Origin of the sequence: Nostoc sp. DedQUE05, assembly GCF_034530955.1 — a bacterium.
Classification (GTDB): Bacteria; Cyanobacteriota; Cyanobacteriia; order Cyanobacteriales; family Nostocaceae; genus Nostoc.
In genome coordinates this window covers 1-17,338 of the sequence record NZ_JAVRCB010000043.1, presented here as the reverse complement: position 1 = coordinate 17,338, position 17,338 = coordinate 1, and the positions used below count along the sequence as shown (strand labels likewise).

Annotated in this window: 11 protein-coding genes; 6 read left to right on the top strand and 5 right to left on the bottom strand. The window is 40.7% G+C overall.

Features of this window, described 5'->3' with window-relative positions; all coding sequences use genetic code 11:
• Positions 1 to 235: 235 nt before the first annotated feature.
• Entirely contained in the window at positions 236 to 4,714 is a 4,479-nt protein-coding gene (locus tag RMZ42_RS26510) for a translation initiation factor IF-2 N-terminal domain-containing protein (protein WP_322674222.1), read from the bottom strand.
• A 202-nt stretch (positions 4,715 to 4,916) separates the two neighbouring features.
• On the bottom strand, positions 4,917 to 5,834 hold the full coding sequence (locus RMZ42_RS26505; RefSeq protein ID WP_322674221.1) for a histone deacetylase: 918 nt from the start codon (positions 5,832 to 5,834) through the stop codon (positions 4,917 to 4,919).
• Positions 5,835 to 5,947: 113 nt separating this feature from the next.
• Between RMZ42_RS26505 and RMZ42_RS26500 the strand changes: the two genes are divergently transcribed.
• Positions 5,948 to 6,973 carry a mechanosensitive ion channel family protein gene (locus tag RMZ42_RS26500; RefSeq protein WP_322674220.1) on the top strand — a complete coding sequence of 342 codons (1,026 nt, stop codon included), beginning with the start codon at positions 5,948 to 5,950 and terminating at the stop codon, positions 6,971 to 6,973.
• A gap of 50 nt (positions 6,974 to 7,023) precedes the next feature.
• Here RMZ42_RS26500 and RMZ42_RS26495 read toward each other — a convergent pair whose 3' ends face one another.
• A complete protein-coding gene (locus tag RMZ42_RS26495) occupies positions 7,024 to 7,803 on the bottom strand; it encodes an MBL fold metallo-hydrolase (protein WP_322674219.1) in 780 nt (259 codons plus the stop codon).
• A 137-nt stretch (positions 7,804 to 7,940) separates the two neighbouring features.
• Positions 7,941 to 8,687: a Uma2 family endonuclease gene (locus RMZ42_RS26490; RefSeq protein WP_322674218.1), complete on the bottom strand. Its 747-nt coding sequence runs from the start codon at positions 8,685 to 8,687 to the stop codon at positions 7,941 to 7,943.
• A gap of 186 nt (positions 8,688 to 8,873) precedes the next feature.
• Here RMZ42_RS26490 and RMZ42_RS26485 point away from each other — a divergent pair, with 186 nt between their 5' ends.
• Entirely contained in the window at positions 8,874 to 9,767 is an 894-nt protein-coding gene (locus RMZ42_RS26485; protein ID WP_322674217.1) for an alpha/beta fold hydrolase, read from the top strand.
• Between the two features lie 128 nt (positions 9,768 to 9,895).
• Positions 9,896 to 10,939: a serine/threonine-protein kinase gene (locus tag RMZ42_RS26480; RefSeq protein ID WP_322674268.1), complete on the top strand. Its 1,044-nt coding sequence runs from the start codon at positions 9,896 to 9,898 to the stop codon at positions 10,937 to 10,939.
• Between the two features lie 106 nt (positions 10,940 to 11,045).
• Here the strand turns inward: RMZ42_RS26480 and RMZ42_RS26475 are convergent, their stop codons facing one another.
• Positions 11,046 to 11,264: a hypothetical protein gene (locus tag RMZ42_RS26475; RefSeq protein ID WP_322674216.1), complete on the bottom strand. Its 219-nt coding sequence runs from the start codon at positions 11,262 to 11,264 to the stop codon at positions 11,046 to 11,048.
• Positions 11,265 to 11,363: 99 nt separating this feature from the next.
• Here RMZ42_RS26475 and RMZ42_RS26470 point away from each other — a divergent pair, with 99 nt between their 5' ends.
• The 3 genes from RMZ42_RS26470 to RMZ42_RS26460 all read left to right on the top strand — a co-directional run.
• The gene (locus tag RMZ42_RS26470; RefSeq protein WP_322674215.1) at positions 11,364 to 13,004 is read left to right on the top strand and encodes an AAA-like domain-containing protein; all 1,641 of its coding nucleotides are present in this window, start codon (positions 11,364 to 11,366) and stop codon (positions 13,002 to 13,004) included.
• 280 nt (positions 13,005 to 13,284) lie between these two features.
• Complete coding sequence (locus RMZ42_RS26465; protein ID WP_322674214.1) at positions 13,285 to 13,917, top strand: type I restriction enzyme HsdR N-terminal domain-containing protein; 633 nt, start codon at positions 13,285 to 13,287, stop codon at positions 13,915 to 13,917.
• 124 nt (positions 13,918 to 14,041) lie between these two features.
• Positions 14,042 to 17,338 (top strand): AAA-like domain-containing protein (locus tag RMZ42_RS26460; protein ID WP_322674213.1); only part of this gene is annotated, 3,297 nt, incomplete at its 3' end.

Sequence of the window (17,338 nt, the reverse complement as noted above, 5' to 3'; positions counted from 1 at the left end):
TTGCTCAATTAAATAATTAAAAAGCAAATTGTGCTTGAGCTTGTAAATATCAAATACATTCTGGGTAATTAAATACTTATGTACTACTGGCTAGCGATCGCACTGTGCCAGTTGCGTAAGTCCTGTTTAGGAGCAAATTCCGTTAAGATACTTAGCCTAAGTTACAGTTTATGAAATTTAGGTTTTTTGTCGCGCGCAATACCTGCGGCGGGCTATGCGTAAGCACACCACAGATTTAGCTGAAGAGGCGAGAAACATCAACGAAACCTTCGTGAAGACTAACAATATTTGATACTTCAGAATACATACTTCCGACTTTACCTGATTGATGGGTAAATAAATTATGGCAACCTACAATTATTAATAGTTCTTGAGCGCGGGAAAATGCAACGTTAACCCGTTCTGGTTTCTTGGCAAATCCCACATCTCCTTTGCTATTGTTGCGAACCATACTGACAATTACAACAGGTCTTTCCATACCTTGAAATCTGTCTACTGTACCAGTACGAATTTCTAGCGAAGGAAAAAGTTCAGATTGCAGACGTTCATCGATTTTTCTTAATTGAGCGCCATAAAATGTAATTACAGCAATTTCTTTTTTTGGTTCCCCATTAGCAACTTTAGAAGCCCAAGTATTCTCAAACTGATGACACAAACGTTCAATCGCATTAATTTCTGGAATATTAAAGTAAGAAGTTCCATTTCGTTGCTCTAAAAATTGATTTTCTATAGGCGTTTTTACCCAAATAAGATGCTGAGATTCTTGGATGATTTCGCTTGCTAGATGATGTGCGCGTTTCGTGTCCGCCTCTACAATACCAGATTCTAGTTTACCGTCATAAAACTGATTGATTGCACCCATAATAAATGGATGCATTCGATACTGTGTAGTTAGCATTTGTTTGATGCTTTCATCAGCAGATTCAAACTGACTTTTAAATAATGATTCTTCTAAAAACTGTAGTTCGTCTCGTGTATTGCCAATTGTTTGAGCTACTTCTTCTAAAGTGCTAGTATCAAGCATGGGTGGTAATTGGCGATGATCGCCTACCATTACTAGCTTTTTGCCTTTCAAAGCTGGAATTAGTAACTCTGGTGGAGTACACTTACTAACCTCATCAATGATAACGACATCAAAAGATTTGAATTCTTCTGAAAAACCTCTATTTGCAGCTTGAACACAGGTGATACCGACGACATTAGCATTATCTAAATATATGCGTCTTAAATCGTCCCTGTCACCTTCAGTTGGCTCTCTTAATTTCCCTATCCAATCTCGAACAAAATTCTGATATTTATTGAGATAAGTTTCGTCTGTCTGGAGTTGTTGCTGCCAAAATTTAAACTGAGTATTGATATTGCGTAAAAACTTTATACTAAATAAGTCTGCTTGAGAAATTTCTGGTTTAAACTTATCAGGTATTGTTTGCCATTTTGTCAACCACCAGCTTCGTTCTTGTTTTAGGTTTTCTGATGGCTGTGGTTGTGATTTTTGTTCTACCTCACGTAAATTAGTTTGTAAGTTTTCTAGATGCTGTAGAGAAGTTTCAGTTTTTTCTTGTAGCTTTGATAAATGCTCATTTAGAGAATGTTTAATTATCTCTAGTACGGCAAAAGGTTCTAATAATAAGATTAAGGTTTCAAGCTGACTAATGGAAGTTTCCCAGTAATTTACTTGATTTGCAAATTCTTGGGGATGCTCCCAAATATTTGATTGTGTTGCCAGATATTTTTCAACTAAAATACGTAATTGAGAAGAGATATTTTTTTGATTCAGTTCTTGCAAAATATTAATCACTTGCCCAAGTTGGAAATTAGCATCCTGCTGTGCTTTTTCTACCTCAGCTTGAGTAATAGATATTTGCTGTTGGCTAACTTTATTTTTCTGAAGTTCATTTAATTGTCCTTGTAGATGCTGAAGTTGTTGCTCAGTTTCCGTTTTGACTTTTAAAACGCATTGACGCGCATTTGCAAGGATAATATCTAACAATTCTTGTGTAATACGGGTGAGAGTAGAGTCGATATTATTCAATTCCCATGATGTACCATAAGTCCGTTGCATTCTAATTAAGAAAACCTGGGTATTCTCAACCAGTAATTTTCGTTGTTTGAGGTTGAGTAGCTGATAATTGTTAAACTGTTGATAGGTTTCTTGCCATTGAGTGCGATCGCTTTTTGATAGCACCATTGGAATCTGACTAAAATTTTCTTGTAAAAAATAGCTAAAATTATGCTGTTTACCCCGCCTGTCAGTAAAACCTCCGTCTATTTCATAAGCGATCGCCTTTGCTAATACTTCCCATTCAGGTAGATTTATTTTATAATCTTTTGGTACTATTGGTAGTTTTAATGTATTAGCAAACATCAACAAACCTAGCGGCAAGTCAACTAAGTTTTCTGTGAATGGTAAACCTGATTGATGACATTCTTTTAAAGTTTGACAGAGATGAGAGGGTGCTGTAGATTTCCATTCTTTAACTGCTGAGATAATGTAATCTATTTCCCGTTTGCGGTTTTGCCATATCTGGATTGTTTGCTGTATATTTTGCAGTTTGGTATGATATTGCTGATAATCTGGTTGTAACTGATTCAACGAGGCGAAACTTTGTTTGACAACCTTCACTGATGCTGCAACTTCTAAGATGGCTTTACTTGCTTCTTGAGCATCAGTCAAAGAAGTTTTAAATCCAGAAATTTCTATTGCTACAGTTTCACGCAACCAAGCCGCTAAACCAAAAGCACCAAGCGCCGGACGCATAAAGCCAAGTTCATCAGTATATTTGATGGTTTGACGAACATTTGCTAAAAACTCTTCTACTAAACTGTTACCTTCTGTGTAGGGTTTAAGAAGTGGTAATAAATCTGTAACTTCTGAAGCTTCCCAGTTGATATTTGGGAAATTATTTAATATATTTTCTAATTTTGTAATTAGTGATTCAACCTCGTTCTGTTTTTCTACAGTTTCGTTGTAATATTTTTCTTGATTTTGAAAGTTTACCTCTAGCTTTACCTTATTTTTATTGAATTTAGTTTGTTGCTGATGAAATTCTTCCTCTGCTTGGAAGTAAGCGGTAAATCTTTGTGATAATGCCAGTAATTGAGTGAAAATTTTAATATTTTCCAGCCGTTGAGTCAGATTATTTTCGCAGTCAATTGCAGTATTTTCTAGCCATCTGCCAATCACTTGGTCTTCTAAAAATGGCTGTCCTTCTTCCCCAACTTTTTCGGCTTTCCCCTTGCGTACAGCGCGAATTACTGGGTTGTGAACTAATCGACTCAGGGCGTTATCTACTGCTAAATTGGCTTGAGAAGCAATTAGAGTGCGTCCCCCGCGAAGGGCAATTTGATAGCAAATCTCCGCAATTACGGTAGTTTTCCCAGTACCTGGTGGCCCTTGGATGAGAACAAGATCCTTTGCGGCAAGTACCTTCTCCACTGCTGCTTTCTGCCCAGGATTTGCAGAAGATAATAATAAATCTTGTGGTTGAAGTTCAACAGTTGTTTTGATCTGTCTAGCCTGAGAAGCATCAAATAAAAAGTTGCCTAAATAGGGATTTTGAGTATAACCATTATTCAAATCATCTAAAGCTTTTTTCTTGCGCTGAATCTGTTGAATATCACCAACTGCCTCGAAACACAAAAATCCTGTATCTGGCAACTTATAACGCTCTGTTGCCATGAATTCAGCTAAGTCACGTTCTAATCTGAGGCTGATAATACAACGGTTAGGGTCAATTTCCTCAACAGTTCCTAATTGACGACCGCTAATCCAATTTTTACCGACGGGAGCAGTTTCAAAAAGTTTTAAATCTTCGTTTTTTGTGCCTCTTGCTCGTTCCCAAAAATTATCTACTTCGAGGGAATTTTGATAAAAGCCGTCAAGGGTGGCTAAGTTTAGATCAATTTCAAAACTGATTCGTCTTTTGAAGTTATAGTTATGACTTACGTAACGCACACAAAATTGACGCGCTTTCGCGATTTTTTCTTCAATTTGCAAAAATGCTTTCCAAGCTTTTAGCTGATCTTCTGTAGGTATGTGGTCACCACAAACTGGTGCAGTAGCGATGCGCTTCAATGTCGCTGGCGGAATATCGAGATGATGCTGATGATTAGCTAGTAAACGCAAGCGACAAGGTATAGCATAGCTGTCGGCGTGTCCCCGTGAGAGTTGTAATAATTGAGCCGAAAGTATTTTTATACCGTCGCGTCCATCTTTTTGTACAGCTGCTCTAAATCCTAATGTTTTTCTGAGCTTGTCAAGTCTTGCGGGTAATGGAAAATCATCGGAGTCTGTTGCTATTGTCAAATCCCAGATTTCCTCTCTTGTTTCTTTCCCCGCACCTTTACGACGCACATAAAATAGAGAAGGCTTTTTACCGACACATTCATACATTAACTGATTGGCGCGATCGCGCCGCTCCCTAAAATCGGAATATGATTTCAAGGCAGCCTCACCTTCAAGATGGCGGATAAAGCTATCAATTGCTGAAGCTATAAACGTATAGCCCCAATCTTCAGAGGTTGTTTTAGTTCTCGAGGATTTTGCTGTTAGTTTATTTGCTACTGCACGAATACGTTCTGCATCGGATTCTGAGATTGTACTGGTATGACCTTTGACTAGTATGTTGAGCTTGTCGCAAATTAATAATAGCTTCTTGCTATCCAAATTCAATTCTTTTGCTAGTTCGTATATTCTGAGTTTGCCGTTGTTCATCCAGTACTGCCAATGCCTTCAAAATATGGTTTAAATTTAAACGCAAAGGGGTGCAGAGGTAAGCGCAGAGGAGCGCAAAGTTTATTTTAGTCCTATTCGCTACGAATTAAATTTGGCAATACTCTGCGTACCTTTGCGTTTACTTTGCGTTCCTCTGCGTTTAAAAACTTTACGATTTTGGCTAGTATTGCCCACTAAATGACTATAGTTTATAGTGACGGTAAACTTCACTAGCAGCCCGATGTAGCAGGGAATGCCGCCATACTAAAGATTTCATATCATCAGCGTAACCGCCGCCAATAACGCAGGCGACTGGATAACCGCTACTCATACAGGTACTCAGAACCTGCATTTCTCTGCGAAAAATGCCAGCATCAGTTAAGGCTAATTTGCCCAAGCGATCGCCTATATGAGGGTCAACGCCTGCATCATAAAATACTAAGTCTGGCTTGACTTTAGACAATAAATCTGATAAATAATTCGCCAAGGTTTGTAAATAAGCGTCATCTTCCATTCCTATCGGCAAAGGAACATCCAAATCGCTGTTTTGTTTCGTACCGGGGAAATTGACTTCGCAGTGCATGGAGAAAGTAAAAACGCTGTCGTCGTCTTGGAAGATAAAAGCTGTACCGTCTCCTTGATGGACATCCAAATCGACAATCAGGATTTTTTGGACGAGTCCGAATTTTTGTAAAACGCGACAAGCGATCGCTAAATCGTTGAAAATACAAAAACCAGACCCATAACTGGGAAAGGCATGGTGAGTTCCACCAGCCGTATTACAGGCTAAACCCTGACTTAGTGCCAGTTTTGCAGTCAGTATCGTACCACCTACCGCTACACAAGTACGATTTGCTAGTGCTGGACTCCAAGGTAAACCAATGCGACGTTGTGCTTTGGGGTCTAGGGTTCCTTCGCAATAAGCTTGAACGTAGCTTGGAGTATGGACTAACTCTATCAATTCTAGTAGCGGACGTTCAGGAGTGTGAAATTGTTCTTGATTCGCTACACCATCAGCTAACAGCAATTCGTAGAGTTGTCGGAACTTAGACATCGGGAAACGATGTCCTTCAGGTAGAGGAGCAATGTAATCTGGGTGGTAAATAATTGGCAAGTCCATAAGGAAAGAAAATCTCAAGCAGATAATCCGGCAAATAACAAGGTAAAATTTAGCCATAATTGCAGCAATAGTGCTGTTATCCTAAAATGTAAAACTCCAAATTTAAAATTTATATGATGGAATGGATTACGCCGATAGTGTTTATTGTATCTGGCTTTCTGGCTGGAATAATTGGTGAAAAAGTTATCTTTAAAAAACTAGAAACATTCGTTACTAATAAACGAATTGCCGGGAGTAAAATTCTATTTCACTCTCTACACCGGATGACTTTTCTTTGGTTTGTCATTGGCGGTTTTTTTTGGGCAGTTCTGAGCGCTCCCCTCAAGCCAAATGTTGCCATCGTACTGCAAAAAATTCTGACGATGGCATTTCTATATTCAATAACTTTAGTCTTGGCTAAATTGACTGCTGGTTTCCTGAATTTATATATTCGCAGAGCAGAAGGGATTCCCACATCACTAATTTCTAACCTTGCTAAGATTACTGTTTTAGTTTTAGGAACATTAATCATCTTGCAAACGGTAGGCGTTCAAATTACACCAATAGTCACAACTTTAGGTATTGGTGGTCTAGCAGTTGGTTTGGCACTTCAAGACACACTTGCAAATTTGTTTTCTGGTTTTTACTTAGTTATTTCTAAGCAAGTTAGAACCGGAGACTATGTAAAATTAGATGCTGGTCATGAGGGATATGTTATAGATATTTCTTGGCGGAATACGACAATTAAAGAAATTTCCAATAATATAGTCATTGTTCCTAATTCTAAGTTGTCTTCGGCTATTTTCACCAATTATCATTTACCTGCAAAGGAAATTACTTTAACAATGGATGTGGGTGTCAGTTATGATAGCGATTTAGAACAAGTTGAAAAAGTGACTGTAGAAGTTGCTAAAGAAGTTATGCAAGAAATTGCACCAGAATTAAAAGAAAATGAACCATATATCAGATTTCATACTTTTAATGATTTTAGTATAGATTTTACGCTTTATATGCGGGTAAGTGAATACTTCGATCAGCGGATTGGGAAACATCTATTTGTCAAAAAATTACACAAACGCTATCAGCAAGCAGGAATTCAAATTCCTTTTCCGATTAGAGAAGTATATATGCAAGATAATTCAGCTATGGAAAAAAATTAGTAGTTGCCATGTTAGTTTAATAACATGGCAAGCAGTATCTGTCCTCGAATTTAAATTGCTAATGCTCGTTTTTCTAATGGTAGTTCAAAGCGATCGCCTGGTTTTGGCTCAAATACCCGCGTCGAAAGATTGTTCTTTTCTAATAACGAACAAAATTCCTCAGCACTTCCTTTAGTTTGAATGAGTTTCATCAGCAAGCCCTCAAAGGACACATCCCCACCAGCAGCAGTAGGTATTATTACTTGAGGATGTAATGATTTGACGACTTCTAAAGCACTATTTTGTCCTTTAATAATCGGCCCAAGCAAAGGTAGCGTCATATCAATAAACGGCGTAATCACTACATCGATAGGTGCAGATTGCTGAAGTTGTGGAGAATGATACCCGTGAGGCTCGTAGTATACAGTTAAACCACTTTCCAATTCTTTGAGGAGATAACTATTTTCTACCAGAGTCGGGCCAATTGGAGAGCCGGGGAAAGCCTTGATTTCTACTTGATTATTTAAAGTGAAAGTTTCACCATGAGCCAATACTGTTACTTGGGTGTAATCTAACTGCTGTACTACCTTAGCAGCATTGGGAGAAGCTACAACCTTGATGCTGCGATCTAACAGCTTGAGCGTTGGTGGGTGAGTATGGTCTTCTAAACCCTGAGATAGCAGGATCAAATCAATATTATCTGGGATTGGACGATTTTGCGATCGCGAACCTTTAAATAACCAATCCAAATTGCTAAAAATCAACGAACCAACCAGCCAAGGGTCAATTAGTATTCGTTGTCCGCCAATTTCCAGCAGCCAAGAGTTGCTGTCTAACCAAGTTAGAAACATAAACTTATGTGAAGATAACGCCTACCTTCATTATCAATGATGTCAGCTTTATTGCAGGCATTGAAGTTACTACTGCGTTCTCACCACAGAGCGATCGTAATTTCAATTATAGTAATTTTTACCTATAGCTCTAAAGATCATCTCCCCAGATCCAACGATAAAATAAGTAACACATCTTCCACCGATAAACTAAGAGTACTGGCAATCTGTTCTATACTCAAGCCTAACTCCAATAATCTAGGTATTGCATCGTGTCGCGCTTGTTCTGCTTCTTGTCGCGCTTGTTCTGTTTCTTTATGACTTAACAATTTTCTCCCCGTTTGGGGGTTAAAAAACCGCAATTCTCCGTCAATCAATCTGAGGTCTAAACCCAATACTTCACTGTGAATAGACGAGACACCATCGGGTAAAAAGTTGGATGTAATCGGTTGATATTTGCCCTCCAATAAATAAGAACCCTTTAGTCGTGGGTTGAGGTAATCTCCGGTTGGGTCATACTGAAAATACTCTTGCACACCTAAAAGTGAATATTTCTTGGGTTTATCCTCTTCATCGTTTTCTTGGGTGCTTGCAGAAGTGATTTCCAAAATAAAATTAGGGACTTTACCCCCTTCTTCCCAAACCTTGTAGCTGACGCGCTTTTTCTTGTCTACCTCAAATACCACAAAGACATCAGGAGCAATCACAGCGCTAGGAATGCCCTTTTTGTAGTAAACAAATAGATTCCCCGATACGTAAACATCATTTCGGTCTTGGAAATAAATGTCTAAGGCTTCTACAGCATAAATTAAATAATCCCGTGCTGGATCGCTCTCTGCCATTGGTTTACCATCAGAACTGGGGTAGATAATTTCGGCCTTGAGTTGGTTAGCAGAAAGGGTCATGGTCGCTTCTCTCCGAGACGCTATGCGTAGCAAGATCCCCAAAGGGGTACGCTCCAATTCAAAATAGGTTATAGGGCAAAGACTTTAACTCAACTGGAACTGATTTTAAAATAGCATTTTGTTGAAACTTCATTTTAGGTCAGAGAAAATTACTATATTTGAAGAAAGACTTTATTAATCTTAATAATGACTGTAACTACACAACAGCTTCCAACTCAAGACGCCTTTGAAAAATTCATTTGGAATTGGCAGGGTTACAAAATTCAGTACACTGTCATGGGTACAGGACGCCCTTTGGTTCTGGTTCACGGCTTTGGCGCTTCCATTGGACACTGGCGCAAAAATATCCCGGTTTTAGCTGATGCTGGCTACCAGGTATTTGCCATAGACCTTTTGGGTTTTGGTGGTTCCGATAAAGCGCCCATTGATTACAGTGTGGAAGTTTGGGTGGAACTGCTGAAAGATTTCTGCACAGCACACATACACGAACCTGCTGTATTTATTGGCAACTCCATCGGCGCACTTTTGAGCTTGATTGTACTGGTAGAACATCCAGAAATTGCTGCTGGTGGTATTTTAATTAACTCTGCGGGTGGTTTGAGCCATCGTCCTCACGAATTGAACCCACCGCTACGGATGGTGATGGCAGCTTTTAATCGGTTTGTGCGATCGCCAATTACAGGTAAATTGGTCTATAATCGCATCCGCCAAAAAGCCCAAATTCGCCGCACTCTGTACCAAGTTTACCGGAACCGTGAAGCTGTCACCGATGAATTAGTTGATTTACTTTATACTCCCTCTTGCGATCCAGGAGCGCAACAAGTCTTCGCATCTATACTCACAGCCCCTCCTGGCCCTAGCCCAGAGGAACTTTTGCCCAAAGTAGAACGTCCTTTATTAGTAATTTGGGGTGCTGACGATCCCTGGACACCAATTACCGGGGCCAAGATTTACGAAAAGGCGCGGGAGAATGGCAAAGATATCAAAATTGTTCCCATTCCCAATGCCGGTCATTGTCCTCACGATGAGGTTCCAGAGGTTGTCAATGCCCAGATTGTCCATTGGCTAACGCAAAGGTGATAATTTCGCCTTTCTGCCGATATGTATTAGCCCAAGCAGGGTAAAAATGGGGCTAACAATCTGGGTGAGTGGATCTTAATCTTTTAATTGCGCCTTGACATAATCAAACTCGTATGGTGTGTGAAGAAATGGAGCTTGATGTGCGTAATGGAGATAAAGGGGTAATTCCCTTAAATCACCATCCAGATTTTTCAGAACTTGGCTATCAAGTCATCAGCGAACTAGGACGCAACCGAGAAGGGGGACGGATTACTTATCTAGCTAATGTTTTCAAATCTAATCAACAGGTGGTGATTAAAGAGTTTTGTTTTGCTCGTGCAGGTGCTGATTTATCAGGTGTGAAAGCATATCAGCGCGAAATAGAAATCTTGCAACAACTCAATCATTCCCGCATTCCCCGCTATATAGATTCCTTTGAAATGCCAGGGGCTTTTTATCTGGTACAGGAATATAAAAATGCCCCATCATTAGGATTAAAACGTAGCTTTCATCCTGAAGAAATTAAGCAAATTGCTCTGTCAATCTTAGAAATTTTGGTTTATCTGCAAAAGCAAGTTCCCCCAATTATTCATCGGGATATTAAGCCAGAGAATATTTTGGTTGACGGAGAACTAAATGCTTACCTGGTTGATTTTGGGTTGGCTAGAAGACAGGGTGCGAAAGTAGCTCTGAGCAGCTTTATAGCCGGAACTCCAGGTTTTATGCCACCAGAGGAACAGTTTGGTCATTCTCTGACAGAGGCATCAGATTTATATAGTTTAGGAGCAACACTAATTTGCTTACTTACTAATACCCGTTCTGTTGAAATTGGTAAATTAATTGATGATAACTATCGCTTTTATTTCCAGCAATTAGTTCCTCAAATTAGTCCACGTTTCCGATGGTGGTTGATGAAAATGGTGGAACGTAACCGAAAACGCCGCTATGCTAATGCAGCTATTGCTTTAAAAGCACTTGGGACAATTGAGGTTGTTGGTAGTGCGGCTGGGTTAGATAATTTCATCAGTACAATCAAACTTAGAAAACGAGCCACTTTGTTGGGACTAACTACTTTTGTTACACTGACTGCGGTTGCAGGAACTTTGATAAGTTATCAGCCTGGTAATACAGTTAGGCAATTGTCGGAAGCTAGAGAATGTCAAAGTTTTGATTTAAGCTCAGGTTGCCAATAAAAAATCGAAAATTAAGATTAATTAGGTTGCATCTGGCTAAGGATTACAGTGGTTTTCAATTGAATAGACTACACGCTAAGGGGCACAATATATTGTGCCCCTAAAATTATGTATATTCCACGCTTGTGAAAATTGCTGGAATTTGCATGAGTATCAAATACTCGTCAACGGAGATAAAAGGTGGATTCATCCAGTTCAAATACTCGTCAACGGAGATAAAAGGTGGATTCATCCAGTTCCAATACTCGTCAACGGAGATAAAAGGTGGATTCATCCAGTTCAAATACTCGTCAACGGAGATAAAAGGTGGATTAATCCAGTTCAAATACTCGTTAACGGTAATGCACTATCAGTAATTGTGTAGTTATCTGCTGTAGTAAACTACATCTAAGCCAGAAGCCTGCATTTAATAGTTGATAGCGCTGTGAAAAAAATCCTGATTGTGTCAGCTAATCCCACAACGACAGACAAACTCCGCTTGGACGAGGAAGTAAGGGAAATTCAGGAAGGGTTGCAACGCTCTCGCAGCCGAGATAAGTTTGAACTGATTACTAAATGGGCGGTGCGGCCTGACGATTTGCGGCGTGCGCTTTTAGATCATAATCCTCATATCATCCATTTTTCTGGACATGGTGGAGGAAATCAAGGTTTAGCCTTGGAAAATAATACAGGGCAAATGCAGCTGGTGAGTACAGAATCACTGGCAAGGCTATTTAAGTTATTTAAAGACAAAATTGAGTGTATCTTATTAAATGCCTGCTATAGCGAGGTGCAAGCTGAGGCTATTTACCAACACATTAACTGCGTAGTTGGGATGAATCGGGCAATTGGGGACAAGGCAGCAATTAAATTCGCGGTAGGCTTTTATGATGCACTAGGTGCTAATAGGTCTTATGAGGATGCTTATGAATTTGGCTGTAGCGCTATTGACTTAGAAAGTATTCCAGAGTCTTCCACCCCAGTGCTGAAAAGTCGTAACAATCCCCAAGGTGCTATCTCTGCTAACGAAACGATTCCAGATATCGAGATAAAAACAGCAATCTCCTTAGAAAATCCAGAAGGGCAGGTATCTCTCAACTCTGCTTTCTATGTCGAGCGATCGCCTATTGAGGTAGACTGTTATGAAGCAATTCTTCAACCAGGGGCCTTAATTCGCATTAAAGCTCCCCGGCAGATGGGCAAAACTTCGCTCATGTCGCGGGTTCTCCATCATGCTAGTCAACATGGCTATCAGATAGCACCTGTAAATTTCCAGTCAGCCGATGCAGAATTTCTCGGTAATTTAGATCGGTTTTTGCAGTGGTTCTGCGCCAGCATTACCTACGAATTGAATCTACCAGAGAAGCTAGACGAGTATTGGAAGGGTGTTTTAGGTAGCAAGAATAAATGTACAAATTACTTTCAACGGTATTTATTACCCGCCATTAATAGCCCCGTAGCTTTAGGTTTGGATGAAGTCGATGAAGTCTTCAAGCATCCCATAATTGCGGCTGATTTTTTTGGATTGCTACGAGCTTGGCATGAGCGCTCAAAGAATGAAACAGTTTGGAAAAATCTTCGGTTAGTGATTGTGCATTCTAAGGAAGTTTATATTCCGCTCAATATTAACCAGTCGCCTTTTAATGTCGGCTTACCCATTGAGTTGCCAGACTTAAATCAAATACAAGTACAAAACTTGGTACAGCGTCACGGACTCAATTGGCCTGACTCACAAATTGAAGAATTAATGACACTCGTGGGTGGTCATCCTTATTTAGTGCGGGTAGCGCTTTATGAAATTGCCCGTGGTAGGATGACGCTGGAAAATCTGCAAAAAATCGCGGCAACCGAGGAAGGCCCTTACAGTGACCATTTACGCCGCCATTGGCTGAATTTGCAAGAGGATGCAGAATTGCTAGCGGCGGTGAAACAAGTGATGATGGCAAATCGCCCCGTAGATGTAGGCACAACTGAAGCGTTTAAACTCCGCAGTATGGGGTTAGTTAAGTTTCAAGGTAATCAAGTAGTGCCACTGTGTAAATTGTATAGTCAATATTTTTGCGATCGCTTGGGGTTGAAAAATTAAAAAAGTACATTAGGAGTGCAATAAGACTTTTATTTGCAATTACCATTTAATACCAATTTGAAAAAAGAATGCGACACATAGACAAAACCCTCCGCTTATCCAGGTATCCCCCGTTAATCTCCCCAACGGTGTACACACAAGTCGAATTACCCCCCTTAATCCCCCCTTGGAAAGGGGGGAAACAAGAGAATCTAGTTCCCTCCCCTTTCCAAGGGGAGGGTTAGGGTGGGGTAATCTATCGCAAACATTTTTTGAATCGCTATAACAAAAAGGTTCAACAATGGTTCAACTTATTCAAGGAAAAGATAAAGATATCACCTTAGCCCAACTCATCGATGAATTTGGTTTACACCTTGCAGACGACGAACAGTTTTTTTCAGAGTGGCAGCAAGATTTACCTGATTTGAGTGACTTAGAAAAGCAATCTCTCAACGAAGTTAAGGCAGAATATTTGCATTTATCCCGCTACCAAATTTTAGAACCTGTAGTCAAAATGGTGGTGCTATCTCCACTATTGCGTCTAGCAGGTTTTTATCAACCGCCTTTTTACATTGCGTCGGAAGAAGAGGTAAAAATTTCTTCTGAAGACGAAGGCACAATTATTAGAGGACGTATTGATATCTTGGTGTTTCATCCTCCATTTTGGGTTCTTGTTATTGAGGCGAAACGAGCAGATTACTCCTTAGTGCCAGCAATTCCACAAGCATTGGCTTATATGTTGGCAGATGCAACTTCGGCTAAACCTGTTTTTGGGTTTATCACCAATGGTAGTGAATTTCAATTTATTAAGTTGACTAAACAGAGTATACCGAGATATGCCTTATCTTATACACTGTCGCTTAATCGTGGGGATGACTTATATACTGTCGTAAAAGTGTTAAAACATCTAGCTCGTTTAATTAGTAATTTGTAATTATGACCTCTCCCTGGTTTTACTACGCAAAACCGTCCCTCTCCGATTCGGAGAGGGACAGACTTGAACTTTAGTTCAAGGCAGGGAGAGGTTTGTTTAACTCGCGCTGAATTTTTAATTGTTTATGACTCAATACCAGTATCAAGTCGGTGGTAGTCTGCCTAAAAATGCCCTAACTTATGTTAGACGGCAAGCTGACCGTGACCTCTATGAAGGCTTGAAGGCTGGGGATTTTTGTTATGTACTCAATTCCCGGCAGATGGGGAAATCTAGCTTGCGGGTGCAGGTAATGCAGCAGTTGCAAACAGAGGGATTTGCTTGTGCTGTTGTTGATATTACAGCTATTGGGACGGCAGATATTACCCCAGAACAGTGGTATGCCGGGGTGATTGATACTCTGGTGGGAAGTTTGAATATTTATCCAACTTTTGATTTAGATACTTGGTGGACTGATAACGGGTTGCTTTCACCAGTACAGCGCTTGAGCAAGTTTATTGAAACAATATTACTAAAAACAATTACTGAAAAGATTGTTATTTTTATTGATGAAATTGACAGCATTCTAAGTCTTTCATTTAACTTGGATGACTTTTTTGCAGTTATCCGCGATTGCTACAACCGACGAGCAGACCATCCTGAATATAATCGCCTCACCTTTGCTTTGATTGGCGTATCTACGCCTTCAGATTTGATTCAAGACAAACGCCGGACACCTTTTAATATTGGACAGGCAATTGATTTAACTGGCTTTCAACTCGAAGAGGCGCAACCCTTGGCGCAGGGATTGGCAGAAGTGGGCGATTCTCAAGAGTTGATGCAGGTGGTGCTGGATTGGACAGGAGGACAGCCGTTTTTGACGCAAAAAGTTTGTAAGTTGCTGGTACAGGGGGGACTGGAGACGAAGAATTGGGGACTAGAGGATAAAGACTGGGTGGAAGAGTTGATACGTGAGGGAATTATTGAGAATTGGGAGACGCAGGATGAGCCGGAGCATTTGAAGACGATTCGAGACAGAATTTTGCAGAGTGGGGAACAGAGGACTGGGCGATTGTTGGGGTTGTATCAGCAGATTTTGCAGCAGGGAGAGATACCAACTGATGATAGTGCTGAACAAACGGAACTGCGTTTGACGGGATTGGTAGTGAAGCGGGAGGGGAAACTGCGAATTTATAACCGGATTTATGCAGAGGTGTTTAAGCAAGAGTGGTGCGAAAAGATTTTAGCAAACTTGCGTCCCTACTCCGATACATTTAATGCCTGGGTTGAGTCGGAACGTCAAGATGAGTCGCGCTTGTTGCGGGGACAGACTTTGCAAGATGCTCAAGAATGGGCAGTCGGTAAAAGTTTGAGTGATTTGGACTATCAGTTTTTAGCTGCTAGCCAAGAGTTGGAAAAGCGCGATGTGCAGAAAAGGCTGGAGGCAGAGGAACAAGCAAAGCAAGTATTAGCAGAGGCGAACCACAAAGCTAATCAACGGATTCGCATTGGTTCTGTGGTGTTAGGACTGACTGTGCTGGGGGCATTTGGGTCATTAATATTTGCTCAATATCAATTGGGAGAAGCAGGAATAGCAAAGGCAGAAAGAGATAATGCCCAAACCGAATTAAATCAGGCGAACAGAGAAACTAAAGCAACCAAGAAAGATAATCAGCGGATATCGACAGACAATGCCAAAATATCACGTGTCAATCAAAAGATATCAGAACAGGCGGCACAGGCAAAACGGAATCTTACTAACGCAACTTCAAATCTGAATGTTGCAAATAACAAAGTGAATCAGGCACAGCAAAACCTGAAACTAGCCCAAAACAAAGTGGCGGCAGCTAGCGCAAATGCTAGTCAAGCTGAAGTACGGGCAAACCAAGCAATTCAACAACGGCGAGAGGCAGTCAATGCCCGTAAAACTTCTGTGGAGGAACTAAAAAAGGCAGAAGCAGCTCGAAAAATTGCTTTAATAGCTACGCGATTGGAACAAGAGGGAGCAAATGCGTTGCAACTATTTGATTCAAGCGAAATAGATGGTCTGCTATTAGCAATGCAGACGGCAGGAACATTGAAAACTTTGATTAAGGATAAACAATCTTTAGCAGGCTATCCAGTCTACAGCCCTTTATTTAGTTTACAGAGAATTTTATCTAATATTCGTGAACAAAATCGTCTTGAAGGGCATAGTGATTCGGTCAACAGCGTCGTCTTTAGTCCAGATGGCAAAACTTTAGCTTCCGCCAGTACTGACAACACCATCAAATTGTGGAATCTCGACACTGGCAAAAAAATTATCACCCTGAGTGGGCATAGCAATTGGGTCAACAGCGTTGTCTTTAGCCCGGATGGTAAAACTTTAGCTTCCGCAAGTTTTGACAACACCATTAAATTGTGGAATCTGGATACTGGTAGAGAAATTACCACTCTGAGTGGACATAGCAATTCGGTTCACAGCGTAGTCTTCAGCCCGGATGGCAAAACTTTAGCTTCCGCAAGTTTTGACAACACCATTAAATTGTGGAATCTGGATACTGGTAGAGAAATTACCACTCTGAGTGGACATAGCAATTCGGTTTACAGCGTAGTCTTCAGCCCGAATGGTAAAACTTTAGCTTCCGCAAGTTTTGACAAGACGATCAAATTGTGGAGTCTCAACACACGCAAAGAAATTACCACTCTGAGTGGGCATAGCGATTCGGTCTACAGCGTCGTCTTTAGCCCGGATGGTAAAACTTTAGCTTCTGCCAGTGGTGACAAGACGATCAAATTGTGGAGTCTCGACACAGGCAAAGAAATTACCACTCTGAGTGGGCATAGCGATTCGGTCTACAGCGTCGTCTTCAGCCCGGATGGCAAAAGTTTAGCTTCTGCAAGTTTTGACAACACCATCAAATTGTGGAATCTCGACACGCGCAAAGAAATTACCACTCTAAGTGGGCATAACGATTCGGTCAAGAGCGTCGTCTTCAGCCCGAATGGCAAAACTTTAGCTTCCGCAAGTCGTGACAAGACAATCAAATTGTGGAGTCTCGACACGCGCAAAGAAATTACCACTCTAAGTGGGCATAACGATTCGGTCAAGAGCGTCGTCTTCAGCCCGAATGGCAAAACTTTAGCTTCTGCAAGTCGTGACAAGACAATCAAATTGTGGAATCTCGACACTGGCAAAGAAATTACCATTCTGAGTGGACATAGCAATTGGGTCAACAGTGTCATCTTCAGCCCGGATAGCAAAACTTTAGCTTCCGCCAGTGCTTACAACACCATCACATTGTGGAATCTCGACACGCGCAAAGAAATTACTACTCTGAGTGGGCATAAGGATTCAGTCAACAGTGTTGTCTTCAGTCCGGATGGCAAAACTTTAGCTTCTGCAAGTTTTGACAACACCATCAAATTGTGGAATCTCGACACAGGCAAAGAAATTACCACTCTG

Bases quoted from the DNA above. Each gene is read 5' to 3' on its own strand.
- RMZ42_RS26510 (WP_322674222.1), bottom strand. From the start codon at position 4,714: ATGAACAACGGCAAACTCAGAATATACGAACTAGCAAAAGAATTGAAT.
- RMZ42_RS26505 (WP_322674221.1), bottom strand. From the start codon at position 5,834: ATGGACTTGCCAATTATTTACCACCCAGATTACATTGCTCCTCTACCT.
- RMZ42_RS26500 (WP_322674220.1), top strand. From the start codon at position 5,948: ATGATGGAATGGATTACGCCGATAGTGTTTATTGTATCTGGCTTTCTG.
- RMZ42_RS26495 (WP_322674219.1), bottom strand. From the start codon at position 7,803: ATGTTTCTAACTTGGTTAGACAGCAACTCTTGGCTGCTGGAAATTGGC.
- RMZ42_RS26490 (WP_322674218.1), bottom strand. From the start codon at position 8,687: ATGACCCTTTCTGCTAACCAACTCAAGGCCGAAATTATCTACCCCAGT.
- RMZ42_RS26485 (WP_322674217.1), top strand. From the start codon at position 8,874: ATGACTGTAACTACACAACAGCTTCCAACTCAAGACGCCTTTGAAAAA.
- RMZ42_RS26480 (WP_322674268.1), top strand. From the start codon at position 9,896: ATGGAGCTTGATGTGCGTAATGGAGATAAAGGGGTAATTCCCTTAAAT.
- RMZ42_RS26465 (WP_322674214.1), top strand. From the start codon at position 13,285: ATGGTTCAACTTATTCAAGGAAAAGATAAAGATATCACCTTAGCCCAA.